Origin of the sequence: Geobacillus sp. BK01, from assembly GCF_052220245.1 — a bacterium.
Classification (GTDB): domain Bacteria; phylum Bacillota; class Bacilli; order Bacillales; family Anoxybacillaceae; genus Geobacillus.
The window spans coordinates 24,076-47,724 of sequence record NZ_JBQPTH010000008.1; the positions used below are offsets into that span (position 1 = coordinate 24,076).

Genomic DNA, 23,649 nt, shown 5'->3' on the forward strand with positions numbered 1-23,649 from the left:
CCTCTACTCCTTCAGCACGGATTCGATATACACCGACGGATCCGCCAATGTTGCCGCCGCCTGGGCGATATACGGGCGAACAAACTCGGCGCCAATGCCGTATAACACCGCCAGCGACAGAAGCGCCACAATCGGCACATAAAGCGGAGCGATCCGCTTTTGTTCGCAGCCGCGCGCTTCTCCCCAGCAAGATTGGATAAAAATTTTCATCACCGAATACAACACAAGCAAACTTGATAGCAACACGATCAGCGGAAATGCGAGCTGCCCTTGTTCAAACGCCGCCCGGATGATGAGCGCTTTTCCGATAAACCCGCTGAACGGGGGGATGCCGGCGAGCGCAAGCGCGGAGATCAACACCGCCCAGCCGAGCAGCGGATACGAGCCGAGCAAGCCGCTGAACCGTCCGAGCTGGTTCGTCCCGGCGACATACGCGATGGCGCCGACAATGAAAAAGAGGGCGGTTTTCATCACCATATCTTGCAGCAAGTAAAAGATCGTGCCTTCCATACTTTCCTCGGTCATTAACGAAATGCCAAACGCCATCACCCCGACCGCCGCGACAATATTATAAATGGCGATTTGCCGCATATCGCGGTAGGCGACGGCGCCGATGACGCCAAACACAACGGTCGCGACCGCCAGCCATGCCAAAATCGTATGGGTGTAGCCGATATCCTGGCGGAACAGAAGCGAAAAGGTGCGCAAAATCGAATACACCCCGACTTTCGTCAGCAGGCCCCCGAACAACGCAAGCACGGCCGCCGGCGGAGCGGCATACGCCCCCGGCATCCAGACATAAAACGGAAACAGCGCTCCCTTCAGGGCAAAAACAATGAGAAAAAGCAAAGAAATGACCGTCAATACGGCTGTATTTTCCATTTGCGGAATCCGCACCGCCAAGTGCGCCATATTCAACGTGCCGGTCACAGCGTACAAGTAGCCGACGGCAATCACAAACAGCGCCGACGAAAACACATTGATCACCATATATTTCATCGTTTCCTGCAGCTGGATTTTCGTGCCGCCGTGCACGAGCAGCGCATACGACGACATGAGCATCACTTCGTAAAACACGAACAAGTTAAAAATATCGCCTGTCGTAAACGCCCCGTTCACCCCGACGATCAGAAACTGAAAAAACACGTAGTAGTACATGGACGCCTGCTTTGCGCCGATCGTAAAAAAGGAATACAGCAGGCAGGCAAGCGCAATCACACTGGTGGTCAACACCAACAGCGCCGAAAGCATGTCGGAGACGAGCGTAATCCCAAACGGCGCCGGCCAGTTGCCGACATCGAGCTTCTGCACCCCTTCATGATGAACAAGGCGGACGAGCCAAAGGGAGGCGGCGATCAGCAAACTAGCCGAAACGACGGAAACCGCCTTTTGCGCTTTCCATGATTGCACACAAAAAATCAATATAACGGCCGTCGTCAGCGGAATGGCAATTGGAAAAATTACGGCATTAGTCATGGTCTTCCTTTCCCCTCATCCGTTCAATGTTGTCCGTTCCAATCTCCTGATAAGACCGGTACGCCAAAACGAGCAAAAACGCCGTCACACCGAAACTAATGACAATGGCCGTTAAAATGAGCGCCTGCGGAACGGGGTCGACATATTGTTCCGCCTGCACGCCGAGCAGCGGCGGCGCCCCTTTTTTCAATCCGCCCATCGTCAACAAAAGCAAGTGCGCCCCATGGCTCAACAGCCCCGTGCCGATAATGATCCGAAGCAAACTTTTGCTTAAAATCAAGTACGTGGCACCGGCAAACAAACAGCCGATGACGACAATCATGACGATTTCCATCTATTCTTCCTCTCCTATCGTTTCGATAATGGTCATGGTGACCCCGACAACGACCAAATACACGCCCAAATCAAACAAAACAGCGGTATGGAGCGAGACATCGCCAAGCACCGGCAACATGACATGGCCGTGAGCGTGCGTTAAAAACGGCACATCGAAGACAACGCCGCCAAGCCCTGTCCCTAAGGCAAACAGCAGCCCGACGCCAATCAGCATTCGATAATTGACCGGAACCATCGTCTTCACCGTTTGAATATCGAACGCCAACAATAACAAAACGAGGGCGCCGGCGGTGACAAGGCCGGCGATAAATCCGCCGCCCGGATAATAATGGCCGGCGAAAAAAAGCTGGATGCCAAACAAAATAATGATAAACGTGACAACGGCCGTCACCGTCCGCAAAATCAGTTCATTCATATTTGCCGCTCTCCCCTTTCGGAGCTTTCAGCTTCACTAACGCATAAATGCCGAGCGCCGCGATCGCCAGCACGCAAATTTCAAACAGCGTATCAAATCCGCGGAAATCCACCAAAATGACGTTGACGATATTTTTTCCGGCCGCTTTTTCATAGGCATTTTCAATATGGTATTGCGCAATGGACGCGAAGTTTTTCTCGCTGTACGCCAAAAGGGCGATCACGCTCACCAACGCCCCGACTCCGAGCGAAAGAATGGCGTTCCCAAGGCGGAAACGGACGCCTTTCTCATGGCGGCTGAGCTTTGGCAAATGATAGAAGCAAAGCAAAAACAGCGAAACGGAAATCGTTTCAATGACGAGCTGGGTCAATGCCAAGTCAGGCGCCCGGAACAACACAAAGAAGAGGGAAACCGTATACCCGACCGAACCTAAAGCGATAATGGCGACAAGGCGCGATTTTGCCGCTACGGTCGTCACCGTCCCGGCTAAGGCCGCCAACACCAAAATCAATTCATGAACGCCTACTTCTGCTACATGGCGGAACGAAAGCCCCCAATCCACTTTCAGGGCGATCGTCGCAATCAAGAGCGCCATCATCGCAGAAAAAATATAAACGAAATACGTCCGGACATACCCGGTCATATACGCGCTCGTCAAACGGTAAGACTGCTCTTCCATATGACGGACGGATGCGTCATACAGCCGGTTTAAGGAAAGCTGTTCCGGAAAAGCGCCGTAAACGCGCTTCCACGAAGGAAACGTTTTATACAACAAGGCGCCAACCGCAATGACCCCGATCGTCATCCACACTTCCGTCGTCCAGCCGTGCCAATGGCTGATATGCACCGAAAGGCCTTCGCCGCGAAGCAGACCGTTGACGACCGCATCCGCCGCCGGCGCAATCACCGTCTCGGACAGCACATTCGGAAACAGCCCAAATCCGATGACCAGAACAGCCAAAACAACGGGCGCCACGAGCATCCCCGCCGGGGCTTCATGCGGCTGTTTCGGCCATGCGGACGGCTTCGGCGCACCGAAAAACGTTTTTCCGACAAACAAAACGCTGTATAAAAAGGTAAACACGCTTCCAACCCAAGCCAACACCGGGAATAAAGCGCCCCAGACCTCGAGCGAAAGCCAGTCGGCGTTGGCCACTTGCACCATCGCGGCAAAAAACATTTCTTTGCTTAAAAACCCGTTAAACGGGGGAATGCCCGCCATCGATAACGAACCGATGACCGCGACGGTAAACGTGACCGGCATGATGCCAAGCAGCCCGCCAAGGCGCCGGATGTCTCTCGTCCCGGTCTCATGGTCGACAATGCCGGCCGCCATAAACAAACTTCCCTTAAATGTAGCGTGATTGATTAAATGAAATACGGCCGCGATGACCGCCGCCGTATACAAACGGCGGTCGGACAAATCCCCATGAAAAGCCAGCGCCCCCGCGCCGAGCAGCGACATGATGAGCCCGAGCTGGCTTACGGTCGAATACGCGAGCAGCCCTTTCAAATCGGTCTGGCGGGCGGCGTGAAACGACGCCCAACAGAGCGTTGCCATCCCGACCCCCATCACGAGCCAAACCCATAGCGGAGAGACGGCAAAAATCGGGGTGAAGCGGGCCACTATGTAAATGCCGGCTTTCACCATGGTCGCCGAATGCAAGTACGCGCTAACCGGCGTCGGCGCTTCCATCGCATCCGGAAGCCAAATGTAAAACGGAAACTGGGCTGACTTCGTAAACGCCCCAAGCAAAATCAGGAGCATCGCCGGCAAAAACAACGGGTGCTCCGGCCATGCGCCGGCCATATCGATCCAGCCGCGAATGCTGTATGTCCCCCCGCTCATGATCGAAAGCAATAAAAAGCCGCCAAGCAGCGACAACCCGCCAAAGACGGTAATGAGCATCGATTTTTGCGCCCCGTACCGGGAGCGGTCGCGCTCATTCCAATAGCCGATCAGCAGAAACGATGAAAACGATGTCAACTCCCAAAACAAATAAAGCACGATGGCATTATCGGAAAGAACGACGCCGAGCATCGCTCCCATAAACAAAAGCAAGTACACATAAAAATGGCCGAGCTTTTCCTTTTCCTTTGGCAAATAGTAAATGGAGTACAACACGACAAGAGACCCGATCCCGGTGATTAAAAGCGAAAAGAGCAAGCCTAACCCGTCCATATACACTTGAAAATCCATTCCGAGCGACGGAATCCATGGGATCGTTTGCCCGTAGGGTTTAAGGGGGAGATGTTGAATGAAATATGAGAATAATAAGACCGGAATCGGCAGTACAAACCACCCGGTATGGATCGAACGGACATATTTAGACAAAAACGGAACAAATAAAGCCGCGATCAATGGTGAGACAATCGCCCAATTTAACATCAACCATCCTCCTTCCCTGACCAACCAACTGCCATGTCGCCTCTTTTTTTCCTACATCGCCCCGCTTATCCTACTTCGTATTGTATCATAAACTTCCGCCTCTGTCGGCACAACTGTTTGACCGGGATCGAGGCGGACTTCCGCTGCATACGTATATACGGGCAACATTCCGGAACAGTTTCGCTTTCGACTGACAAGGGCAAAAGGCATCGGTCCTGTTGCACCGCCTTCAGACGAAGCGAGTATAGTAAGTAGTAATCCGCAGAAAAGGAGGGGACGAACAAATGGTTTATTTCCCGCAGCCTTCGTCATGGGCAAGACCGTATCCGCCGGTCGATCCCGCCATCTTCTCCCAATCCGCCGCCACCGCCCAGACGCTCATGAACGATGCCGGGGTCATTTTAAAACGGCTCGCCGAATCGCGCTCGTTTGCCGCCACAGTCATGTCGGCCGCCCAAGAAGGAAAAACGGAAGAAGTGAAGCGCCTCATCCGCTCGCTCGGCATCCGCTCGAAAACCGATGTGTACTTCAACCCTGACGGCATCCGCCTGACGCTGTCGCCGCCCCCCGGCGCGTTCCCGTGCTGCCAGCTCGTCGTCGGCTTGCGCTGGAACGTGTTTCCGCCTGTTAGCGGGTAGCCCTTTCCCTTCGTCCCTTGTCTTTACCACTTCATCCCCTGCCGGGCATTGAATCAACTGTCGGGCGGCATGCCAACGCCGCTTCCAGACTGTCATGGCGCTGGAAGCGGCATGATCGTTTTCGCCTTGCCGCGAAAGCAGCTCCTTTCACATCAAAACGGTTCTTGCCGCCGAATTTTGCGAACGAAAAAAGACGGCGATCGCCCCATCGCCGTCCAATATCCGGGCGAACTCACCAGCCGCCGTCGCCCGCCGGCCTCTTTCGTTTACATTGCGCATCCGCTCACGTGCGTCGATAAATGACATCCCCGACTATGATCGTGATCAACGAAATCAACATCGTCAGCTTGACCGCCTTGTAGTCTAAAAAGCGCAGCACTTCGAAAAAGCCGGTGAAAAACGAGCGCGGCATCCGAGCCGGCCGCATATTATCGGCATGACAAAATCCCCGACTGGCCACGCAATGAATGGCTGATATCCGTTTTCATCCATCACCGGCCTTCTCGCGGCGCGAAGCTATCCAAGACGTTTTTTCCCGTCCATCCGCGCCCTTCTTTCACGCATGGCCGTTTTCATCCACCGGCTGCCGCTTCCCGATTTCCGCCGGGGTGCGCAAATCGTAGCCGTCGTCGTTTTTGCTTGTGTGGATGATGTCTTCGTTCGCCCCCATTTTGCTCGCCCGCTTCAGCTCCTCATCCGGAAAAAACCGTTCCATCGCCATCCTCCTTTCGCGCTTCCGCCTCTTGCATTGGCCCGTCTCCTCTCTTCGCGCCATGAAGAGAGGGAGGCGGCGGTTTTTCCTTTATCATTCCCCAAAGCCGCTTGATCATCCGCCGAAAAAAGAGGATTGACAGCCCGGCGGTTGTTCGGTACGATTTTGTCAACAAATAAAAAGAGGTGGTTTACATATGAAACGACAACGCACCGCCCTCCGCCCGCTCGACATGACGCTTGCCGCCATGTTCGTCGCCTTGATGGCGATCGGCGCCAACATTACGTCATGGGTGCCGTTTTTGGTCGTCGGCGGCGTGCCGATTACGCTGCAGACGTTTTTCTGCGTCCTGGCCGGGGCCGTATTAGGGCGGCGGCTTGGCGCGGTCGCCATGATCGTCTACATGCTCGTCGGGCTTGCCGGCGTGCCGGTGTTTGCGAAACTGAGCGGCGGATTGTCGATCATTTTCCAGCCGACGTTTGGCTTCATTCTTTCGTTTATCGTTGCCGCGTATGCGACCGGCTGGCTGATCAACCGCGGCCCGCAGCCGGCGTCAACCGCCCGTTTCGTCACCGCCGCGCTTGTCGGCATGATCCTCAACTATGTCATCGGCACGAACTGGATGTACATGGCGTACAAACTGTGGGCGGAGGCGCCGCAAGGCTTGTCGTACGGAATGGTATGGGGCTGGATGCTCGCGCCGCTGCCAAAAGACATCGTTCTGTCGATCGTCGCCGGCGTGATCGCGCCAAAGCTTTGCCGGGCGATTCAACGCTCCTCGGCCGCCGGCCGGCCGGCGGCCTGACCGAAAGGGGCCGGCCCAAAAAGGGAGCGCCTCTGAAACTTGCGGCATACAGCCATAAGAAAGGGTGTCCCGAACCGTTTGGGACACCCTTTTGGCATTACAAAAACAAATTGAACAGCTGGTACAGAAAACCGGCCATTAACGCCGAAATCGGCAAGGTGATGATCCAAGTGAGCACAATGCGGCGGGCGACACCCCATTTGACGCCTTTCACGCGCTGGGCGGCGCCGACCCCCATGATCGCCGACGAAATGACGTGCGTCGTGCTGACCGGCAAATGGAACGTCGTCGCCGTGAAAATGACGAGCGCGGACGATAAGTCGGCCGCCGCGCCGTTGATCGGGCGGATTTTCATAATCTTCCCGCCGACCGTTTTGATGATTTTCCAACCGCCGACCGCCGTTCCAAGCCCCATGGCCAAGGCGGCGGAAATGCGCACCCACTCCGGAATATCGGTCGTCGCATGATACCCGCCGGCAATGAGCGCCATCGTAATAATCCCCATCGCCTTTTGGGCGTCGTTCGTTCCATGTGTATACGACTGCAATGCCGCAGTTACGATTTGAAACAGGCGGAATCCCCGCGTTGTGCTGTACAAGTTGGCGTTTTTAAAGATCAAACGAAAAAGACTCATAATGACAAAGCCGACCCCTAACGCCAAAAACGGAGAAAGAATGAGGGATTCCAAAATTTTTAAAAAGCCGCCATAGTTCAAAATCCCGACCCCGGCTGCGGAAATCGCCGCTCCGGCGATCGAACCGATCAACGCGTGCGAAGAGCTGCTCGGGATGCCGTAATACCACGTAATCAAGTTCCAGGCGATCGCCGACGTGAGCGCCGCCAAAATGATGACCGGCCCGTTTTCGAGCGCGAACGGGTCGACGATGTCTTTCGTAATCGTTTTGGCGACACCGGTGAAGGTGAGCGCGCCGATAAAGTTCATCGTCGCCGCGAGAATAATGGCTTTGCGCGGCGTCAGCGCCCTCGTCGACACCGACGTCGCGATGGCGTTCGCTGTATCGTGGAACCCGTTAATAAAGTCAAACGCCAGCGCGAAAATCACAATGCATATCGTCAAAACTAAAATCATATCCATAAAAACAACGTCCCCTCTTATGCGTTGCGCATGATGATCGTCTCTAACGTATTGGCGACATCTTCACAGCTGTCGGCGATTTCCTCGAGCATTTCGTAAAGCTCTTTGTATTGGATGAGCTTAATCGGGTCTTTTTGCGTCACAAACAAGTTTTTGATCGAGGCGCGCAAAATTTCGTCGCATTTCGTTTCGTAGTCCTTGATTTTAATGGCGTGCTGGCGCATGTCGAGCAGCTTTTTGTGCGACAGCAGTTCGAGCGCATGAACGATTTCGATCGTGCTTTGGTAAATATAGTCGAAAAACTTCACCATATGTTCGTCAATGTCGGTGAACGAGAACATTTCAAACCGGGCCGAACATTGTTCAAATCCGTCGAGCACATCGTCCATTTTCATCGCCAGCTGATGGATGTCTTCCCGTTCAATCGGCGTAATGAACGTTTTGTTCAATTGGACGACCAGCTCATGGATGAACGAATCGCCTTTCCGTTCATACTCTTTCATGACGCGGGCGAATTCTTTCAAGTCGCTCACACTTTGGATTTTATACTCGACAAAATATTGGGCCGCTTCCTTCACATTTTCCGAAATGGTAAACAACATATCGAAGAAAACGTCCTTTTTCGGTGAAAAAATCATACCGGACACCCTCCATCATTGGAATCAAAAATCACCGCTATTTATTGTAGCAATTTACCCTTTATTTACAATAAAAAAAGATAAACTTTACACGAAATTTACATTGTCTTTACATTTTGTTCGCGTTTCCTACTATGTAGCGTGCCAAAAAAAGCCGAAGCTATGCATGTTTGCTTCGGCTCCCCCGTTCGACAGCGCGCGGCCGCCTGCTCTATCCGGAGCGCGGCGGCCGCTTGCGTCTTGCTTATTCAAACCGTTCGACAAACGCGGTGAGCGTCCGCACCATGACGCCCGTCGCCCCGGCCGGGCCGAGGTCGCCGTCTTTCTTTGCGGTCGCCGTGCCGGCAATGTCCAAGTGCACCCACGGGGTGTCTTCGGCGAACTCGCCGATAAACGCCCCGCCCATAATGGCGTGCCCTTCGCGCCCCGGGGAGTTGTTCAAATCGGCGATTTTGCTGCTTCGCACCCGCTCGCGGTCGTGTTCGGTGATCGGCAGCCGCCAAATGAATTCCCCGGTTTCGGCGGACGCTTCAAGCAGCTGCTCAAACAGCGCCTCGTTGTTCGTCATCGCCCCTGTTTTGTCCGTGCCAAGGGCGACGATCACCCCGCCTGTCAGCGTGGCGACATCGATGATGCAATTCGCGCCGCATTGTTTCGCGTACGTCACCGCATCGGCCAAAATGAGCCGCCCTTCGGCGTCCGTGTTGCGGACTTCGATCGTTTTTCCGGACAGCGACGTGATGACGTCGTCCGGTTTGAACGCCTCACCGCTGATCATATTGTCGGTCGCCGGGATGACGGCGAGCACGTTTTGTTCCGGCCGCAGCTCGCCGATCGCTTCCATCGCTCCGAGCACGGCCGCCGCGCCGGCCATGTCCGTTTTCATGTCAAGCATGCTGTCGCGCGGCTTCAGGCAGTAGCCGCCCGTATCAAACGTCACCCCTTTGCCGACCAAAGCGATGACGCCTTCCCATTTTTCTTTCCCTTGATATTTCAACACGATCAATTTCGGCGGCTGCTTCGACCCTTGGTTGACGGCGAGCAGCGCCCCCATGCCGAGCCGCTCCATGTCTTCTTTCTCTAAAATTTCATAGTCGAAATCAAACCGGTTGGCGAGCGTTGCCGCATAATCCGCCAAATCGGACGCCGTCAGCAAATTCCCCGGCGTGTTGACGAGCGTGCGCGCCGAATTCGTCGCCTTTCCGTACACCGAACCGACGAACAAATTCGCCTCGATGTCCGCCGCGTCCGCCGCCGTATAAACGGTGAGCGATTTCATCTCATAGTCGCGCTCCCGCTTGTTTTGCTTGTATCCCGAAAACTCATACGTCGCCAAATAATACGCTTCGGCAAGCGCGTGCGCGGCTTCGTTTTCATCGACGTCCCCGGCGGTGAACGCATCAAGCACGATGGACGCCTCTGTCCGCTTCGCCTGCTTGAGCGCGCCGAACAGCTTGCCGAACGCCTCGCGCAAGCGCGCAAACGTCAGCTCCTCTTTTTTGCCGAGGCCGACAAAATAGAGCCGTTTCGCCCCGGACGGCAAAAACGGATGAACCACGGCGATGCGCCCCCGTTTTGCGGAAATGTCGCCTTCTTTCCACAGCCCGGACAGCTGTCCGCCAAGGCGGGTGTCATACTCGCCGGCGAGGCCGGCAAACGGCTTCCCCCCTTCAAACAAGCCGATGACCAGCGCTTCCTCGGTCGTTTCGACAGACGGCAATGGCTTTACCGTAAACATTGTCTCATCCTTTCTATGATTATGCCTTTCCGCTTTTCATTATAGCGAAACAAGCAAATTATTTCGATCATCTAATGGATGGGTTCGCCATATTTCAAAACAAAGGGATGAAAGAAGGAAAAAGGCAAGACGGGGCGAATGGATAACGATATCCCGATGCAGAAAGGAGCGATGCCGTTGAAACTCGTTTCCTTATGTCCAAGCAACACCGAGCTGCTCGCCTATCTCGGCCGCCTTGACGATGTCGTCGCCGTCGATGACTCGTCCGACTGGCCGCCCGAGGTGAAGCGGCTGCCGAACGTCGGGCCGGATTTGCGCATCGATATGGACCGCGTCGAGGCGCTCAAGCCCGATCTTGTCGTCGCCTCTTTAAGCGTGCCCGGCATGGAGCGCAACGTCGAGGAGCTCAAACGGCGCGGGCTCCCGCATCTCGTCCTGGCGCCGAATTCGCTCGAGGATATTGCCAATGATCTCCTTCAACTTGGCGAGGCGCTCGGCGAAACGAAAAAAGCGGCCGAACTCGTCCGCCGCTACCGCGCATTTCTCGGCGAATACCGCGAACGGGCCGCAACGGTGGCGGAGCCGGCCCGCCTCTATTGGGAATGGTGGCCGCGGCCCGTGTTCACGCCGGGCGGGGCGAACTGGCTGAGCGAACTAAGCGAACTCGCCGGCGGGCGCAACGTGTTCGCCGACCGTCCGGAAGCGAGCGTCCAGACGGAATGGGAAGACGTCGTCAGCCGCAACCCGTCGCACGTGCTGCTCGTTTGGGTCGGCGTGCAGACGAACAACATGAACGCCAACGCCGTCATCGCGCGCCCGCACGCCGACAAGACCGAGGCGGTCCGCACCGGGCGCATCCACGTGTTGGAAGAAGCGCTCTACTGCCGGCCGTCGCCGCGCCTTTTAGTCGGATTAAAAAAATTGGCGCCGCTTTTGCATCCGGCGCTGTTTCCTCCCGCTGACGGCAGCGACCCGCTTCTTGGCCGCTGACGGGCGGGAGCCCTTTTTCAGCTTTTCGATTCCAAATATTGCTGCCGGAACACTTGCATCGTTTCATCTTCGTTCAGCCGCGTCAACTCCTCTTCCGACAGCGTGCCATCTCCTTTTTGGATAACATACACTTGCACTTTCTTTTTTCCCCAATATTTATAGACATCTTCGACCGTTTCATAGTATAAATCAATGCGATGGCCTTTGATCGCCCCGCCTTTGTCAGCGACGACGCCAAATCCGTACCCGGGGATGAACAAAATCGTGCCGATCGGAAAAATGGTTAAATCGGCGGCAATCGTCGAGTAAAGATCGCGCTTTACGCGCACGCCGGAGTACGTAATGCCATACTCCGGATGATCGGGCGTTTTCCCGGTCGATTCGACGCCAGCCGTATAGCCGGTCGCCACCACTTCGACGGACGGGTATTTCGACCAGTCAAACTGATCCTCAAGCCGCGGAGCGGAGCGGCTGCTGTTTTTGGCTCGGCCGTTTGTCCCGTCATTCGGCTCATGCTCGAGCCATAACGCGCTTGAAAAGGGACGGAGGACCGTTTTCGCCTCGACCCCGGAAACGGATTGAAAGGTCGCGATGAACGCGAGAAGAAACAATATCGTCATCGCGGTCCGGCGCATGAACTGCCTGAACCTGTTCAATGATCTCAACTCCTCTCACACCTCTATTTATCTCCATCCAAAATCGAAATATTCATTGCCAAAGAGACAAAAAAACGAAAAAACCTGTTTGCCCAAACACGTCCATGAGCCAGCTTCCCGTCTGTCCTAAAACTAGAAACTCAAGGCGCGCGCCTGTTCACCGAAAAGATCCATAGGCCGGTCCTCGTCTCCACCGGGCGCGAAGGGGGCAAGCCAAGGCGCATAGGCACGGAAAACAAAAAAAACGCCCCCGCTTGCGCGGAGGCGCTTTACCACCTTTGATGCCCTTTCGCGAAACATACAACCGATTGAGCAACGCGATCGATCCGGGACGCCTTAGAACATTTGATATCCTTTTGCCCGCAACGTCCGAATCGTCCAGCCGGCGCAAAGGGCGCCCGCAAAGCCGCTCGCCAAAATCAACAAGTCGGCGGCCGCCAATGAAGCGATTTTCCGGCCAAGCGCCGAAAACGAGGCCGACGGTTCGGTCAAATATTGCGTCCATGGCACGTCATCAATAATGAACACCGCAATGACCGGAAAACAAACCGCCATAATCCATGTCATGCGCAGCAACATATTTAACAAAAACCCGATGCCGAAAAATAAGACGAAAAATAAAAGCATCGAAATGAGTACGACCGGCAAACTCATTTGCATCCGCCCTCAACCTCCCTTACACCCTTTTTCAGTGTACTGGATGGGCGGATGACAGTCAATGCTCGCCGTCTTCTTCCTGCTCGCTTCCCGTCCCTTGGCAGCCGTAGCACGTTTCCGAGCCGCCGAGCAAAAGCTGGACGTATCCGTTCCCGCCGCAGTACGAGCAAGCGGTCGTCGTCGCCGTTTGTGCCATCTGTATTCCCCTCCACTTCTTTTTTGTTAATATATCAAAATTTTCTGTAAAAAACAAACGGCGGTTGTTCCGTATTTTCGCCCGTGTAAGCGAATACATCGAGCGCTTCCGTTCATTTTCTCAATCATTCTTACAATTTTGACGATTTGAAATAAAGGCGGTACTTCGTATATCCGAACGGGTCGCCCGGGTTGAAGCCATCGTACGGGGGGAGGGAAGCCAACGGTTCAAGCGCCAACAAATGACGAAGCAGCCCCGATGTGGCCGGATCGTCGCGGAGCGCCGCTTTGCTTAAAAACGCGGCCGCATGCAGCTCATCTTCCTGCACGGTAATCGCTTGCGACCGCGGCCGAAGGAGAAAAATGGCCATATTGTCGCTGATGTTTCCGTCGATGACCCCGGTGCGCAAGCCGAGAAACGCGACCGGTTCCGCCTCGATCCCCGTTTCTTCCTTCACTTCGCGAACAGCGGCTTCGTCGAGCATCTCCCCCGGCTTGACGAACCCGGCCGGCAGCGACCATTTGCCTTTCAGCCCGCTGTAGTTTTTCTTGACGACGAGCCATTCGCCTGCTTCATTGATGACAAGCCCGGCCGCCGCAATCCATACGTTTCCGCGTTTGTGGTTCATCGTCCTCATCCTTTTCCCGTTGTTATCCTTGTTTGTATTTCGACAAAAAAGCGGCCGTTCCCTGTCAGCCGCCATACAAAAAAGCTTCCGCCGGCGCGGAAGCTTTCGGTCTTCATCAGAAAAACTTGAATTTCCCTTTTTTCATGACGAGCGACGAGCCGCCGATCAAATACAAGGCGCGGTTGTCGATCACTTTTTTCATGAAGCTCGCTTTCGTTCCCCACAATTTTTTGCCGAATACAACGCCGATGGCATCGTCATGGCCGAGCGAGCAAACGGTCCCTTTAATATCGGCTTGAAACGGCTCAAGCTCCCCTTGCCCGCGGATGAGCACCGCCAAGTTTTTCGCGCACAGTTGGCCTTCTTGCATCGCGATTTGCGCCGTCGGCGGATACGGACGGTTCGTTTCCTCATTTATGACAAGCGAACAGTCGCCGACGACGAAAATGTCTTCATACCCCGGCACGCGCAAGAACGGGTCGACTTTAATGCGCGAGCGCATCGTTTCAAAGCCGGATTCTTCAAGGACGCTGCTGCCGCGCACGCCCGCCGCCCACACGACTGTGCCGGCTTTGATTTCCTCGACATCGTCGCCTTTCGCCACAATGATGCCGTCCGGCGTGCATTCTTTAATGGCGGTGCCGATTTTAAATTCGACCCCTTTGCGCTCAAGCTGGCTCACCGCGTATTCGACAAGCTCCGGATCGAAGCCCGGCAGCGCGGTCGGCGCCGCTTCGACACAAATGATGCGCACTTTGTGCGGATCGATGTCATACTCGCGGCACAGCTCCGGAATGCGGTTGGCGAGCTCGCCCAAAAACTCGATGCCGGTGAACCCGGCCCCGCCGACCACGATCGTCAGCCGCTCGTCTTTCTTTTCCTCTTCCGTGTTGTACGTCGCAAACTGATATTCAATATGCTCACGGATTTGCCGCGCCGCGTTGACGTTGGCGATCGAAAACGCGTATTCTTTCAATCCTTTAATGCCAAACGTCTCCGATTCAAACCCGAGGGCAATGACAAGGTAATCGTACGCCAATTCGCCATTTTCGAGCAGCACTTTCTTTTCATTCGGAACGATTTTGGTGACAGTGTCCTGGATAAATTTTACTTTATTCCGGTCGATGACATCGCGGATCGGATAGCGGACACGGTCATGGTGCAACGTGCCGGCCGACGCTTCATGAAGCCAAGTTGTCTCATAATGATAGTCATGCTTATTCACTAACGTAATGTTCGCCTCGTTCACCCCGACGAGTTTTTGCAGGCGGACGGTCGTCATGAGCCCGCCATAACCAGCCCCTAAAATGACGATGTTTGGTTTTCTCACCTGAATCACTTCCACCCTTTTTAATTTTTTCCCACACGTTTCTTATAGCTTTTGCTGCTGCCCCCGTTTTTATTGAGCGAAGTTTGTGAAACTATTCACGTTAACCTCCAAAAAAATGTTGACAGACTGTCACAAAAAATTAACAATCTCTCCACAACCATATTAGTTCTTTTTTGGCCTCTTTTCAAGCCCTTTTTTCCGCCGGCTCGGCAAAAATTCGCCGTTATAACGGCGCACATTTATGGTAAGATAAACTTGTAGTGTCATGATTTATTTATATGCGGGGAGGAATATCGGTGAGAGAAGATCAAAACGTGTATGATGTAACGGTGATCGGCGGCGGGCCGACCGGGATGTTTGTTGCGTTTTATGGCGGCTTGCGGCAAATGAAGGTGAAAATCATCGAAAGCCTTCCGCAGCTAGGCGGACAGCTGGCCGCTTTATATCCGGAAAAATACATATACGACATCGCTGGATTCCCGAAAGTGCGCGCCCAAGAACTCGTGAATCAGCTGAAAGAACAGCTGAGCATGTTTTCACCCACCGTCTGCTTAAATCAGTCGGTTGAAATGTTGGAAAAACAAGACGACGGGACGCTCAAATTGGTGACCGATCAAGAAGTGCATTATTCGAAGACGGTGATCATCACCGCCGGAAACGGCGCCTTCCAGCCGCGTCGGCTCGAACTTGAGAGCGCTTCCCAATACGAAGGGAAAAACTTGCATTACTTTATTAGCGACTTAGAACAGTTTGCCGGCAAGCGCGTGCTCGTCTGCGGCGGCGGCGACTCGGCCGTCGACTGGTCGCTCATGCTCGAACCGATCGCCGCAAGCGTCATGATTGTTCACCGCCGCGACAAATTCCGCGCCCATGAACATAGCGTCGAACAGCTGATGAAATCAAGCGTGCACGTGAAAACGCCGTTTGTGCCGGTCGAGCTCATCGGCGATGAACAAGGCATCCGCCAAGTTGTTCTTGAGCATGTGAAAGAAGGCGCGAAAGAAACGGTCGATGTCGATGCCGTCGTGGTCAACTACGGCTTTATTTCGTCGCTCGGCCCGATCAAAAACTGGGGGCTTGAGATCGAAAAAAATTCGATCAAAGTCAATTCGCGCATGGAAACGAACATCCCCGGCGTATATGCGGCCGGCGACATTTGCACGTACGACGGCAAAATCAAGCTGATCGCCTGCGGCTTCGGCGAAGCGCCGATCGCCATCAGCAGCGCAAAAACGTACATCGACCCGACGGCGCGGATGCAGCCGGCGCACTCGTCGTCGCTCTTTTAAGCGGCAACAAAGCGGCGGCCGCCGAAACGGAGCCGCCTATATCGCGAACGCAAAAACAGCGTCTGCCAAAACAACAGCCCGCGCGGACGACGACGGGACGAAACGGCAGACGCCAAAAATGCGCCCTGCCAAGCCCAGGCGGAAACCGCCGCCCGGCTCGCGGCAGGGCGCGTTTTTGATCGCGCTATTCTTTCGCAGCCGCCGTCTCCGGCCGCTCTGTTTGCTCCAAAAGCGCCGCCAGCTCCTCCTTTTTCTTTTCCGCCGCCTTCAACTGCCGCTGCAAGCTGAACAAGCGCACCCAGCCGAGCATGCCGACGACAAGGCCGCCAACAATAGCCGACCCGAAAATGACGATAATAAGCGGCAGGCGGGTCTCGCCGATGAAGTAACGGACCGTCACCTGCTCGACGTTCGCCACCGCCAGCAGCGCGACGACGAGCGCCAACGCGAGCGCCAGCAACAAATTCAACTGTCCTTTCATGGGCGATCTTCCCTCCCCTTGTCGGCTGTGTAGAAACAGCCATCGGCGGCGGGCGTCTTCAGCCGTTCGTCCGCCGCCCGAAATGGCCATCCGTTCGCCCGGCATGGCCCCGGCGTGCCGGAAACGATGGATGCGTTGAACAGCGCATTTTCATGCCATTCCGCTAACATTGCTCCGGCGTGCCGGCGTTCGTCGCCGTGCGGAACGACGAACCGCAGCCGCATGTCGCGATGGCGTTCGGGTTGTTGATCGTAAACCCGCCGCCAAGAAGCGACTGTTTGTAATCGATGACCGTGCCCTGCAAAATCGGGGCGCTGTCGCGGTCGATCAATATTTTAATCCCGTGCTGTTCCAATTCAATGTCATCCTCGCCCCGCTCATGCTCAAAGCCCATGCCGTACGACAGCCCGCTGCAGCCGCCGCCATGAACGCCGACGCGCAAGTAGGCGTGTTCTTCTTCCTGCTCCTTCATCATGTCTTTAATTTGAAACGCCGCCGCTTCCGTCAACGTCACGATCGTTTCAGTCATGGCACTCTCTCCTTTCTTTCCGGTTTCCCGGAAGCTCGTTCGTTTTGTTTCATTTCCACCTTACTTATAGTATACTGTTTTATCTTCCGAATGCTCAACCGTTCTGCCTGTTTTGATAATAGTACACGCCGGTGCACACCGTCTCCGCCGGTCCGGTCATCCGCACGCGTCCGTCGTGCCCCCAGACGATTTGTAAATCCCCGCCGGCCAAATGGACGACCGTTTCCGCCCCGCGCGCCGTTTTGCCGTTCAACACCGAAGCGACGACGGCCGCGCACGCCCCGGTTCCGCACGCCTGCGTCACGCCCGAGCCGCGCTCCCAGACGCGGAAATGCAGCTCGCGCTCATTGACGACTTCGACAAATTCGACGTTCACCCCTTCCGGAAAGCGCGGGTCTTTTTCGACGAGCGGGCCGAGCGTTGTCACCGGCGCTGTTTCAATATCCTCAACATAAAAAATGACGTGCGGGTTGCCCATTGAAACGGCGGTAATCGCATAGTCCCGCCCGTTTACGGCAAACGGCTCGGCGACCACTTGCGCCGCTTCCGGTCCGGTCATCGGAATGGCGCTTCGCGCGAGGCGCGGCTCGCCCATATCGACGGTCACGCTCGTCACCTTGCCATGTTCGACCGTCACTTCCGCCTCGACAAGCCCGGAGAGCGTTTCAATCAAAAACGAGCGGTCGCCGACGAGGCCGTGCTCATACGCATATTTCGCGACGCAGCGCAAGCCGTTCCCGCAGTTTTTCCCTTCCGAGCCGTCGCTGTTAAAAATGCGCATTTTCACCGGCGCCTCATCCGACGGGCAAATGAGAATCAACCCGTCCGAACCGATGCCGGTGTTGACATCCGAAACGCGGCGGGCGATCGCCGGCAGCTCGTCTTCCGGAAGCGTTTCACGAAACATATCGACATATATGTAACTATTTCCCAACCCATGCATTTTGGTGAACGAAAATGAGCACACGCGAGATCCCTCCTGAAAAATTTTCAGCTTTCTTATGTATAACGATACCGGTCCTTGGACACAATGGGAATATCCCCCGTTTTTTCATATACATTGAAGAGGATGCCGCTTGCAGGCATCCTCCTTTTTTCGGTCAAAACATCGGATTTTCTTCCAGATGTTTATAAATATTTTCCACGAGCTGCTCCGGCGTCTCGCCGCTGACAAATTCGCCGTTGACGAGCGCAAACAACGTTTCCGCACAGCGCGTGCAATAACTTAAACAGCTGTATTCGATGATATCCAAATTCGGATCTTTTTCGAGCATTTCCATCGCCTTGTGCGATCCGCTCGCCAAGTTGCTGATGCAAAATTCAATGATCGGCAACATCATCGCCTGTTCACCTTCCTGCTTCCCATCGTAGCCGTTTTGCGGCGCGGCGTCAACGAACATGCTCACGTGAAAGCCGGGCAGAAAAATTGTTGTTCTTTTGTCACAATTTCGCTATACTTTTTTATGGCATTGGCGGCTTAAGAAACTGGACAAAAGGGGATTTTTTGCGATGAGACAACTTGTACTGCTTGGCGGAGGATACGGCAACATGCGCATTTTGCAGCGCCTCCTCCCGGACGCATTGCCCAACGACATTCATATTATCCTCATTGATCGCGTTCCATACCATTGTTTAAAAACGGAATATTACGCGTTAGCGGCAGGGACGATCAGCGATCACCATATTCGCGTCCCGTTTCCGGATCATCCGCAGTTCACATACCAGTTCGGCGAAGTCGTCTCGATCGATTTGGACAAGCGGCTCGTCCATCTGAAAGACGGAGGCAGTGTCCGTTATGACGATCTTGTCATCGGACTTGGCTGCGAAGACAAATACCACGGGGTGCCGGGCGCTGATGCCTACACGTACAGCATTCAGTCGATCGACAAAGCGCGCGCCGCGTATGAGGCGCTGAACAACTTGCCGCCCAACGCGACGGTCGGCATCGTCGGCGCAGGGTTGAGCGGCGTCGAGCTGGCAAGCGAATTGGCGGAAAGCCGCCCGGATTTGCACATTAAGCTGTTTGACCGCGGCGAGCGCATTTTGCCGATGTTTCCGAAACGGCTGAGCGATTATGTCGAAGGATGGTTTGTCGAACATGGCGTTGAAATCGTCCGCCATTCGAACGTCACGAAAGTTGAGCCGGGCGTCTTGTACAACCATGACGAGCCGATCACATGCGATGTCATCGTCTGGACGGCCGGCATTCAACCGAACCGCGTCGTCCGCGAGCTGAACGTAGAAAAAGATAAACAAGGCCGCGTCGTCTTGACAAAGCGACACCACATCCCCGGCTATGAAAACGCATACGTTGTCGGCGACTGTGCGAGCTTGCCGCATTCGCCGAGCGCCCAGCTCGCCGAGGGGCAGGCGGAGCAAATCGTTCAAGTGCTGCAAAAGCGTTGGAACGGCGAAGAGCCGCCGAGCGAATTCCCGCCGATCAAGCTCAAAGGCATTCTCGGCTCGCTCGGCAAAAAACACGGCTTTGGTCTCGTCGCCGACCGCCCGCTCACCGGCCGGGTGCCGCGCCTTTTAAAGTCCGGTGTTCTTTGGATGTATAAATACCATAACGGCTATTAAGCCATCCGGACAGCCGGCAAACCGGGAAGGCGGCGGGAATCCCCCGCCGCCCGTTCGTTTTTCCGCCCTGCGTCCTCGCTGCTACGACGAACGGTAGCCGTGTTTCTCCATTTCCGCATAAATGGCCTTCAGCCGCGGATTGCCTTCAGCCACGACTTCCTCTTCCACGACCACGACCGGGTACACCCAATCTTCCTCGACGATCGTCTGCGCCAGTTTCCGCTTTGCCTCATCGTCAGCCGGCGGCGCGAAAATGTCGACGTACGTGATCCGAAACGGCTGATCGGGATATTTGCGGCGCAGCGCGGCCTCAAGCCATTCGTACGTCTCTTTCGACGACGGCAGCTGCACGCATGACGAGCAAATGACATCCGCTCCATACACACAAATTTCAATCGGCTTCAACGTCATCATTGTCACCCTTTTCAAAAACAAAATTTATCATTAGATTTTTTCTGTCACCATGATTATAATAAAAAGTAAGGAAAGGAGTCGATGGAAATGACGGATCAAGAAATCAAAGAACAAGTGCAAGAAGTTTTAGATAAACTCCGCCCGTTCCTGCTTCGCGACGGCGGCGACTGCGAACTTGTCGATGTTGAAGAAGGCGTCGTCAAACTCCGCCTTCTCGGCGCGTGCGGCAGCTGCCCGAGCTCGACGATCACGTTAAAAGCGGGAATCGAGCGCGCCTTGTTCGAAGAAGTGCCGGGCGTCGTGGAAGTCGAACAAGTGTTTTAATCCCATAAAAATCCGAACAGCGATGGGCTGTTCGGATTTTTTTATGCCTCGAGCGCCAGCTTGTAGACGCGGCTGCCGTGCGGCTCGACCGCGAGCCTTGCGACTTCACACGCCGGGAAATGCGGGCGCAGCTGCCGTTCGAGACGCCCGCCTGCCCCCGGCTCGGCAACGACGAGCACCGTCGGCCCCGCTCCGCTCAGCACCGCGCCGATCGCCCCGTATTCCGCAGCGAGCGCCTCGGCCCGCTCGAGTTCTGGAACGAGCGGTTTCCGATACGGTTGGTGGAACAAATCGGCCGCCATCATCCGGCCGGCGAGCTTCCAGTTTTTCGTGAGCAAGGCGGCGACAAGGACGTTGCTGACGGCGCTCGCCTCGACCGCCCGCTGCCGCGGCCATTGTTCCGGCAGCCGTCCGCGCGCTTTTTTCGTTTCCAGCTCGTAACTGGGGATAATGGCGACGAGCTCCACACTCAGTTCCGGCACATGGACGACATCCACCCCCGCTTCGCGGTAGCAGCCGATGACCAGCCCCCCGTACAGCGAGGCGCCGACATTGTCGGGATGGCCTTCATAGCGGGTCGCCCATTCCATCTTCTGTTCGCGCGACAAGCCTAGCCCAAGCAGCGCATCGGCGAGCTCAATGCCGGCGACGACCGCCGCCGCGCTGCTCCCCAACCCGCGCGTAAACGGAATGTCGCTGTACACGTCGACCGCACAGCCCGGCAGCTGCCGGCCGTGCGCATCCGCCACCTCGTCCGCCACTTGGTACACCAAATTGTCCGTCCCGCGCGGAATGCCGCGCACCTCCGCTGTTTTGGGCGCAAACGACCACTCGTCCGCCAACCGGACGTCAAGCGTCAAGTAACGGTTGACGGCGAGCCCGACCGAATCAAAGCCGGGCCCTAAATTCGCCGTGCTTCCCGGCACGACGATTTTCAACATCTCGTCTTCCTTCATGTGCGGACAACCCCTTGCAAATGTTCCAAGACGACTTGTTCATCATTTGGCAGCACGACCGGCTCAATCGCCGCCGTCTCCAGCGCGACGGCCGGGTCTTTTAAGCCGTTGCCGGTCAAGACCGCCACGACGAGGCTGCCGCGTTCGATTTCGTTTCGTTCGCGCTGTTTGATGACGCCGGCGATGGCCGCGCATGACGCCGGTTCAGCAAAAACGCCTTCCGTCCGGGCGAGCCGCTTGTAGGCGGCCAAAATGTCGGCATCGCTCACCTCATCAATTTTCCCGCGCGATTCGTTGGCGGCCTCGACCGCTTTTTCCCAGCTGGCCGGATTGCCGATGCGGATCGCCGTCGCCACCGTTTCCGGCTGTTCGATCACCCGGTTGCGGACGATCGCCGCCGCTCCTTCCGCTTCAAAGCCGCGCATTTGCGGCAATCCTGTCCCTTTGGCCGCGTGGTACTCTTTAAACCCTTTCCAATAGGCGGTGATGTTGCCGGCGTTGCCGACCGGAATGGCGAGCACGTCCGGCGCGCGGCCGAGCTGGTCGCACACTTCAAACGCCGCCGTTTTCTGCCCTTCGATCCGGTACGGGTTGACCGAATTCACAAGCGTAATCGGCGCCGTTTCGCTCAGGCGGCGCACCATTTTCAGCGCTTCGTCAAAGTTGCCGTCAATGGCGAAAATGTCCGCCCCGTACATCGCCGCTTGCGCCAGTTTGCCAAGCGCGATTTTCCCGTTTGGAATGACGACGAGGCAGCGCATGCCGGCACGCGCCGCATAGGCGGCCGCCGACGCCGACGTATTGCCGGTTGAGGCGCAAATGATCGTATGGCTTCCTTCCTCTTTCGCTTTCGCCACCGCCATCACCATGCCGCGGTCTTTAAACGAACCGGTCGGGTTCGCCCCCTCGACTTTGACATACAAGGTGATCCCGAGCTCTTCCGACAGGCGCGGCAGCGGGATGAGCGGCGTATTCCCTTCGCAAAGCGACAGCCTCGGCGTCGCCGCCGTGAGCGGCAAAAACTCGCCGTAGGCGTCAAGCAGCCCGTTCCATGCCATTACCGTTTCTCCCCTTCCACCCGATACGAACTTTGGACGCGCTCGACGATTTCCAAATCGCCCAGCTGCTGCAAAATGTCTTCATAGTCTTGCTGCGACGCATCGTGCGTCACGATCACGATTTCCGCCAAGCCGTTTTCTTTCAGCGGCAGCTGCAAAATTTTCTCAAAGCTTACCCCGCGCTCCGAGAACAGTGTTGTAATCTTGGCAAACGCACCGACTTGGTCTTTCACATGAATGCGCAAAAAGTATTTCGAAAAAATTTCCGCCGGCGCTTTCAACTGTTTTTCATATTGCGGGACGACCGCGTAGTGGCCGTTGACGCCAAGGCGCATGTTTTTCATCACCGCGACCAGGTCGGACACAACGGCCGTCGCCGTCGGCAGGCTGCCCGCCCCCGGCCCGTAAAACATCGTCTCCCCGACCGCTTCGCCGTACACATAGACGGCGTTGTATTCGTTATGCACCGACGCAAGCGGGTGCGAATCCGGCAAAAACGTCGGCTGAACGCTCACTTCGACCTTCTGTCCGTCGCGTTGGGCGATGCCGATCAATTTCATCGTATAGCCGAGCCGCTTCCCGTAGTTCAAATCTTCCTCCGTCACTTCCGTAATTCCTTTCACTTGCACATCGTCCAAATCGATGTCCATCGAAAAGCCGAGGCGGGCCAAAATCGCCATTTTCCGCGCCGCATCGAGTCCTTCCACGTCTGACGTCGGATCGGCTTCGGCGAACCCGAGCGCCTGCGCTTCCGCCAGCACGTCTTCATACGAAGCGCCGTTTTGCGACATGTTCGTCAAAATGTAGTTCGTCGTCCCGTTTACGATGCCCATGAGCTTGGTGATCCGGTCGGACGCCAGCCCGTCCACCAAGCTGCGCAAAATCGGAATGCCGCCGGCGACGCTCGCTTCATAAAACAAATCGCAGCGGTGCTCCGCCGCCACCCGCAGCAATTCAGATCCGTAGACGGCCATTAAGTCTTTGTTCGCCGTCACAACGTGCTTCCCTTGGCGGAGCGCGCGCAGCAGCCACGCTTTCGTCTCTTCGACGCCGCCCATCACTTCGATGATGACATCGATGTCCGGATCGTCGAGCACGTCGGCGGCGCTTGTCGTCAACAACGCGGGGTCGACGGCGACGTCGCGCGGCTTATGTACGTCGCGGACGAGAATTTTTTTCACCTTCACCGGGCAGCCGACTTGGTGCATCAGTTTTTCTTGGTGGTTTTCAATAATTTTGACGACACCGCTTCCGACCGTTCCTAATCCTAGCAGTCCAACGAAAATTGGTTTTTCCATCCTTCCCGCCCCTTCTGTTT

28 protein-coding genes are annotated in these 23,649 nt (G+C 55.6%); 6 read left to right on the forward strand and 22 right to left on the reverse strand.

The genetic code is table 11. The features are described from left to right. Positions 1–3: 3 nt before the first annotated feature. The 4 genes from ACTVDO_RS10245 to ACTVDO_RS10260 are packed head-to-tail and all read right to left on the reverse strand — an operon-like array spanning position 4 to position 4,616. A complete protein-coding gene (locus ACTVDO_RS10245; protein ID WP_020961064.1) occupies positions 4–1,476 on the reverse strand; it encodes a Na+/H+ antiporter subunit D in 1,473 nt (490 codons plus the stop codon). Further along, complete coding sequence (locus ACTVDO_RS10250; RefSeq protein ID WP_020961065.1) at positions 1,469–1,810, reverse strand: Na(+)/H(+) antiporter subunit C; 342 nt, start codon at positions 1,808–1,810, stop codon at positions 1,469–1,471. The genes ACTVDO_RS10245 and ACTVDO_RS10250 overlap by 8 nt, the downstream gene beginning before the upstream one ends. Beyond that, complete coding sequence (locus ACTVDO_RS10255) at positions 1,811–2,227, reverse strand: Na(+)/H(+) antiporter subunit B (RefSeq protein ID WP_020961066.1); 417 nt, start codon at positions 2,225–2,227, stop codon at positions 1,811–1,813. It lies immediately after the preceding gene. After that, positions 2,220–4,616: a Na+/H+ antiporter subunit A gene (locus ACTVDO_RS10260; protein ID WP_020961067.1), complete on the reverse strand. Its 2,397-nt coding sequence runs from the start codon at positions 4,614–4,616 to the stop codon at positions 2,220–2,222. The genes ACTVDO_RS10255 and ACTVDO_RS10260 overlap by 8 nt, the downstream gene beginning before the upstream one ends. A 284-nt stretch (positions 4,617–4,900) precedes the next feature. Here ACTVDO_RS10260 and ACTVDO_RS10265 point away from each other — a divergent pair, with 284 nt between their 5' ends. Further along, on the forward strand, positions 4,901–5,254 hold the full coding sequence (locus tag ACTVDO_RS10265) for a hypothetical protein (RefSeq protein WP_020961068.1): 354 nt from the start codon (positions 4,901–4,903) through the stop codon (positions 5,252–5,254). 283 nt (positions 5,255–5,537) lie between these two features. Here ACTVDO_RS10265 and ACTVDO_RS10270 read toward each other — a convergent pair whose 3' ends face one another. Both ACTVDO_RS10270 and ACTVDO_RS10275 read right to left on the reverse strand, forming a co-directional pair. After that, on the reverse strand, positions 5,538–5,666 hold the full coding sequence (locus ACTVDO_RS10270) for a hypothetical protein (protein ID WP_020961070.1): 129 nt from the start codon (positions 5,664–5,666) through the stop codon (positions 5,538–5,540). A gap of 144 nt (positions 5,667–5,810) precedes the next feature. Continuing rightward, positions 5,811–5,969, reverse strand: a complete 159-nt coding sequence (locus ACTVDO_RS10275) for a hypothetical protein (RefSeq protein WP_020961071.1) — start codon at positions 5,967–5,969, stop codon at positions 5,811–5,813. A 193-nt stretch (positions 5,970–6,162) separates the two neighbouring features. On the opposite strand from ACTVDO_RS10275, the gene ACTVDO_RS10280 reads away from it, so the two are divergent. Next, positions 6,163–6,771 (forward strand): biotin transporter BioY, encoded by a 609-nt coding sequence (locus tag ACTVDO_RS10280; RefSeq protein WP_020961072.1) that lies wholly within the window; start codon positions 6,163–6,165, stop codon positions 6,769–6,771. A 97-nt stretch (positions 6,772–6,868) separates the two neighbouring features. Here ACTVDO_RS10280 and ACTVDO_RS10285 read toward each other — a convergent pair whose 3' ends face one another. From ACTVDO_RS10285 to ACTVDO_RS10295, 3 genes are all read right to left on the reverse strand, one after another. Beyond that, the gene (locus tag ACTVDO_RS10285; protein ID WP_020961073.1) at positions 6,869–7,867 is read right to left on the reverse strand and encodes an inorganic phosphate transporter; all 999 of its coding nucleotides are present in this window, start codon (positions 7,865–7,867) and stop codon (positions 6,869–6,871) included. Positions 7,868–7,884: 17 nt separating this feature from the next. Further along, the gene (locus ACTVDO_RS10290; RefSeq protein ID WP_020961074.1) at positions 7,885–8,505 is read right to left on the reverse strand and encodes a DUF47 domain-containing protein; all 621 of its coding nucleotides are present in this window, start codon (positions 8,503–8,505) and stop codon (positions 7,885–7,887) included. A gap of 244 nt (positions 8,506–8,749) precedes the next feature. Then, the gene (locus ACTVDO_RS10295) at positions 8,750–10,243 is read right to left on the reverse strand and encodes a leucyl aminopeptidase (protein WP_442901466.1); all 1,494 of its coding nucleotides are present in this window, start codon (positions 10,241–10,243) and stop codon (positions 8,750–8,752) included. Between the two features lie 177 nt (positions 10,244–10,420). Here ACTVDO_RS10295 and ACTVDO_RS10300 point away from each other — a divergent pair, with 177 nt between their 5' ends. Next, the gene (locus ACTVDO_RS10300) at positions 10,421–11,233 is read left to right on the forward strand and encodes a cobalamin-binding protein (RefSeq protein WP_041268002.1); all 813 of its coding nucleotides are present in this window, start codon (positions 10,421–10,423) and stop codon (positions 11,231–11,233) included. 17 nt (positions 11,234–11,250) lie between these two features. Here the strand turns inward: ACTVDO_RS10300 and ACTVDO_RS10305 are convergent, their stop codons facing one another. The 5 genes from ACTVDO_RS10305 to ACTVDO_RS10325 form a co-directional block, all read right to left on the reverse strand. Continuing rightward, positions 11,251–11,889, reverse strand: a complete 639-nt coding sequence (locus tag ACTVDO_RS10305; protein WP_041267790.1) for a 3D domain-containing protein — start codon at positions 11,887–11,889, stop codon at positions 11,251–11,253. A gap of 336 nt (positions 11,890–12,225) precedes the next feature. Further along, entirely contained in the window at positions 12,226–12,549 is a 324-nt protein-coding gene (locus ACTVDO_RS10310) for a YuiB family protein (protein ID WP_020961077.1), read from the reverse strand. Positions 12,550–12,604: 55 nt separating this feature from the next. Continuing rightward, positions 12,605–12,742 (reverse strand): YuiA family protein, encoded by a 138-nt coding sequence (locus ACTVDO_RS10315; protein ID WP_020961078.1) that lies wholly within the window; start codon positions 12,740–12,742, stop codon positions 12,605–12,607. A 130-nt stretch (positions 12,743–12,872) separates the two neighbouring features. After that, entirely contained in the window at positions 12,873–13,370 is a 498-nt protein-coding gene (locus tag ACTVDO_RS10320; protein WP_020961079.1) for an NUDIX domain-containing protein, read from the reverse strand. Between the two features lie 115 nt (positions 13,371–13,485). Beyond that, entirely contained in the window at positions 13,486–14,709 is a 1,224-nt protein-coding gene (locus tag ACTVDO_RS10325; RefSeq protein ID WP_020961081.1) for an NAD(P)/FAD-dependent oxidoreductase, read from the reverse strand. A 281-nt stretch (positions 14,710–14,990) separates the two neighbouring features. Between ACTVDO_RS10325 and ACTVDO_RS10330 the strand changes: the two genes are divergently transcribed. Further along, positions 14,991–15,989 (forward strand): NAD(P)/FAD-dependent oxidoreductase, encoded by a 999-nt coding sequence (locus ACTVDO_RS10330; RefSeq protein ID WP_442901493.1) that lies wholly within the window; start codon positions 14,991–14,993, stop codon positions 15,987–15,989. Positions 15,990–16,173: 184 nt separating this feature from the next. Here the strand turns inward: ACTVDO_RS10330 and ACTVDO_RS10335 are convergent, their stop codons facing one another. The 4 genes from ACTVDO_RS10335 to ACTVDO_RS10350 all read right to left on the reverse strand — a co-directional run bounded on the left by ACTVDO_RS10335 (position 16,174) and on the right by ACTVDO_RS10350 (position 18,339). After that, positions 16,174–16,470, reverse strand: a complete 297-nt coding sequence (locus ACTVDO_RS10335) for a LapA family protein (protein WP_020961083.1) — start codon at positions 16,468–16,470, stop codon at positions 16,174–16,176. Between the two features lie 163 nt (positions 16,471–16,633). Continuing rightward, the gene (locus tag ACTVDO_RS10340) at positions 16,634–16,999 is read right to left on the reverse strand and encodes a HesB/IscA family protein (protein ID WP_020961085.1); all 366 of its coding nucleotides are present in this window, start codon (positions 16,997–16,999) and stop codon (positions 16,634–16,636) included. Positions 17,000–17,093: 94 nt separating this feature from the next. Then, positions 17,094–17,966, reverse strand: a complete 873-nt coding sequence (gene dapF / locus ACTVDO_RS10345; RefSeq protein WP_020961086.1) for a diaminopimelate epimerase — start codon at positions 17,964–17,966, stop codon at positions 17,094–17,096. Positions 17,967–18,099: 133 nt separating this feature from the next. Next, positions 18,100–18,339 carry a YuzB family protein gene (locus ACTVDO_RS10350; RefSeq protein WP_023817730.1) on the reverse strand — a complete coding sequence of 80 codons (240 nt, stop codon included), beginning with the start codon at positions 18,337–18,339 and terminating at the stop codon, positions 18,100–18,102. A gap of 169 nt (positions 18,340–18,508) precedes the next feature. Here ACTVDO_RS10350 and ACTVDO_RS10355 point away from each other — a divergent pair, with 169 nt between their 5' ends. Then, positions 18,509–19,579: an NAD(P)/FAD-dependent oxidoreductase gene (locus tag ACTVDO_RS10355; protein ID WP_020961088.1), complete on the forward strand. Its 1,071-nt coding sequence runs from the start codon at positions 18,509–18,511 to the stop codon at positions 19,577–19,579. 81 nt (positions 19,580–19,660) lie between these two features. Here the strand turns inward: ACTVDO_RS10355 and ACTVDO_RS10360 are convergent, their stop codons facing one another. Next, positions 19,661–19,990 (reverse strand): YuzD family protein, encoded by a 330-nt coding sequence (locus ACTVDO_RS10360; RefSeq protein WP_020961089.1) that lies wholly within the window; start codon positions 19,988–19,990, stop codon positions 19,661–19,663. 84 nt (positions 19,991–20,074) lie between these two features. Between ACTVDO_RS10360 and ACTVDO_RS10365 the strand changes: the two genes are divergently transcribed. Then, positions 20,075–20,317, forward strand: coding sequence for a NifU family protein (locus tag ACTVDO_RS10365; protein ID WP_023817731.1), 243 nt, complete (start codon positions 20,075–20,077; stop codon positions 20,315–20,317). Between the two features lie 41 nt (positions 20,318–20,358). On the opposite strand, the gene thrB is transcribed toward ACTVDO_RS10365, so the two are convergent. The 3 genes from thrB to ACTVDO_RS10380 are packed head-to-tail and all read right to left on the reverse strand — an operon-like array spanning position 20,359 to position 23,629. After that, positions 20,359–21,273 carry a homoserine kinase gene (gene thrB, locus ACTVDO_RS10370; RefSeq protein WP_442901467.1) on the reverse strand — a complete coding sequence of 305 codons (915 nt, stop codon included), beginning with the start codon at positions 21,271–21,273 and terminating at the stop codon, positions 20,359–20,361. Continuing rightward, positions 21,270–22,331: a threonine synthase gene (gene thrC, locus ACTVDO_RS10375; protein ID WP_020961092.1), complete on the reverse strand. Its 1,062-nt coding sequence runs from the start codon at positions 22,329–22,331 to the stop codon at positions 21,270–21,272. The genes thrB and thrC overlap by 4 nt, the downstream gene beginning before the upstream one ends. Next, positions 22,331–23,629, reverse strand: coding sequence for a homoserine dehydrogenase (locus ACTVDO_RS10380; protein ID WP_020961093.1), 1,299 nt, complete (start codon positions 23,627–23,629; stop codon positions 22,331–22,333). Before ACTVDO_RS10380 ends, thrC begins: the two co-directional genes overlap by 1 nt. Positions 23,630–23,649: the final 20 nt, after the last annotated feature.

What these genes read in the sequence shown, in the direction of transcription:
- ACTVDO_RS10245 (WP_020961064.1), bottom strand. Translation starts at nt 1,476, where the DNA reads ATGACTAATGCCGTAATTTTTCCAATTGCCATTCCGCTGACGACGGCC.
- ACTVDO_RS10350 (WP_023817730.1), bottom strand. Translation starts at nt 18,339, where the DNA reads ATGATGTTGCCGATCATTGAATTTTGCATCAGCAACTTGGCGAGCGGA.
- ACTVDO_RS10260 (WP_020961067.1), bottom strand. Translation starts at nt 4,616, where the DNA reads ATGTTAAATTGGGCGATTGTCTCACCATTGATCGCGGCTTTATTTGTT.
- thrB (WP_442901467.1), bottom strand. Translation starts at nt 21,273, where the DNA reads ATGAAGGAAGACGAGATGTTGAAAATCGTCGTGCCGGGAAGCACGGCG.
- ACTVDO_RS10265 (WP_020961068.1), top strand. Translation starts at nt 4,901, where the DNA reads ATGGTTTATTTCCCGCAGCCTTCGTCATGGGCAAGACCGTATCCGCCG.
- ACTVDO_RS10285 (WP_020961073.1), bottom strand. Translation starts at nt 7,867, where the DNA reads ATGGATATGATTTTAGTTTTGACGATATGCATTGTGATTTTCGCGCTG.
- ACTVDO_RS10280 (WP_020961072.1), top strand. Translation starts at nt 6,163, where the DNA reads ATGAAACGACAACGCACCGCCCTCCGCCCGCTCGACATGACGCTTGCC.
- ACTVDO_RS10255 (WP_020961066.1), bottom strand. Translation starts at nt 2,227, where the DNA reads ATGAATGAACTGATTTTGCGGACGGTGACGGCCGTTGTCACGTTTATC.
- ACTVDO_RS10335 (WP_020961083.1), bottom strand. Translation starts at nt 16,470, where the DNA reads ATGAAAGGACAGTTGAATTTGTTGCTGGCGCTCGCGTTGGCGCTCGTC.
- ACTVDO_RS10250 (WP_020961065.1), bottom strand. Translation starts at nt 1,810, where the DNA reads ATGGAAATCGTCATGATTGTCGTCATCGGCTGTTTGTTTGCCGGTGCC.
- ACTVDO_RS10310 (WP_020961077.1), bottom strand. Translation starts at nt 12,549, where the DNA reads ATGCAAATGAGTTTGCCGGTCGTACTCATTTCGATGCTTTTATTTTTC.
- ACTVDO_RS10355 (WP_020961088.1), top strand. Translation starts at nt 18,509, where the DNA reads ATGAGACAACTTGTACTGCTTGGCGGAGGATACGGCAACATGCGCATT.
- ACTVDO_RS10380 (WP_020961093.1), bottom strand. Translation starts at nt 23,629, where the DNA reads ATGGAAAAACCAATTTTCGTTGGACTGCTAGGATTAGGAACGGTCGGA.
- ACTVDO_RS10270 (WP_020961070.1), bottom strand. Translation starts at nt 5,666, where the DNA reads ATGCCGCGCTCGTTTTTCACCGGCTTTTTCGAAGTGCTGCGCTTTTTA.
- ACTVDO_RS10295 (WP_442901466.1), bottom strand. Translation starts at nt 10,243, where the DNA reads ATGTTTACGGTAAAGCCATTGCCGTCTGTCGAAACGACCGAGGAAGCG.
- ACTVDO_RS10360 (WP_020961089.1), bottom strand. Translation starts at nt 19,990, where the DNA reads ATGACGTTGAAGCCGATTGAAATTTGTGTGTATGGAGCGGATGTCATT.
- ACTVDO_RS10365 (WP_023817731.1), top strand. Translation starts at nt 20,075, where the DNA reads ATGGAAATGACGGATCAAGAAATCAAAGAACAAGTGCAAGAAGTTTTA.
- ACTVDO_RS10340 (WP_020961085.1), bottom strand. Translation starts at nt 16,999, where the DNA reads ATGACTGAAACGATCGTGACGTTGACGGAAGCGGCGGCGTTTCAAATT.
- thrC (WP_020961092.1), bottom strand. Translation starts at nt 22,331, where the DNA reads ATGGCATGGAACGGGCTGCTTGACGCCTACGGCGAGTTTTTGCCGCTC.
- ACTVDO_RS10290 (WP_020961074.1), bottom strand. Translation starts at nt 8,505, where the DNA reads ATGATTTTTTCACCGAAAAAGGACGTTTTCTTCGATATGTTGTTTACC.
- ACTVDO_RS10315 (WP_020961078.1), bottom strand. Translation starts at nt 12,742, where the DNA reads ATGGCACAAACGGCGACGACGACCGCTTGCTCGTACTGCGGCGGGAAC.
- ACTVDO_RS10320 (WP_020961079.1), bottom strand. Translation starts at nt 13,370, where the DNA reads ATGAACCACAAACGCGGAAACGTATGGATTGCGGCGGCCGGGCTTGTC.
- ACTVDO_RS10275 (WP_020961071.1), bottom strand. Translation starts at nt 5,969, where the DNA reads ATGGAACGGTTTTTTCCGGATGAGGAGCTGAAGCGGGCGAGCAAAATG.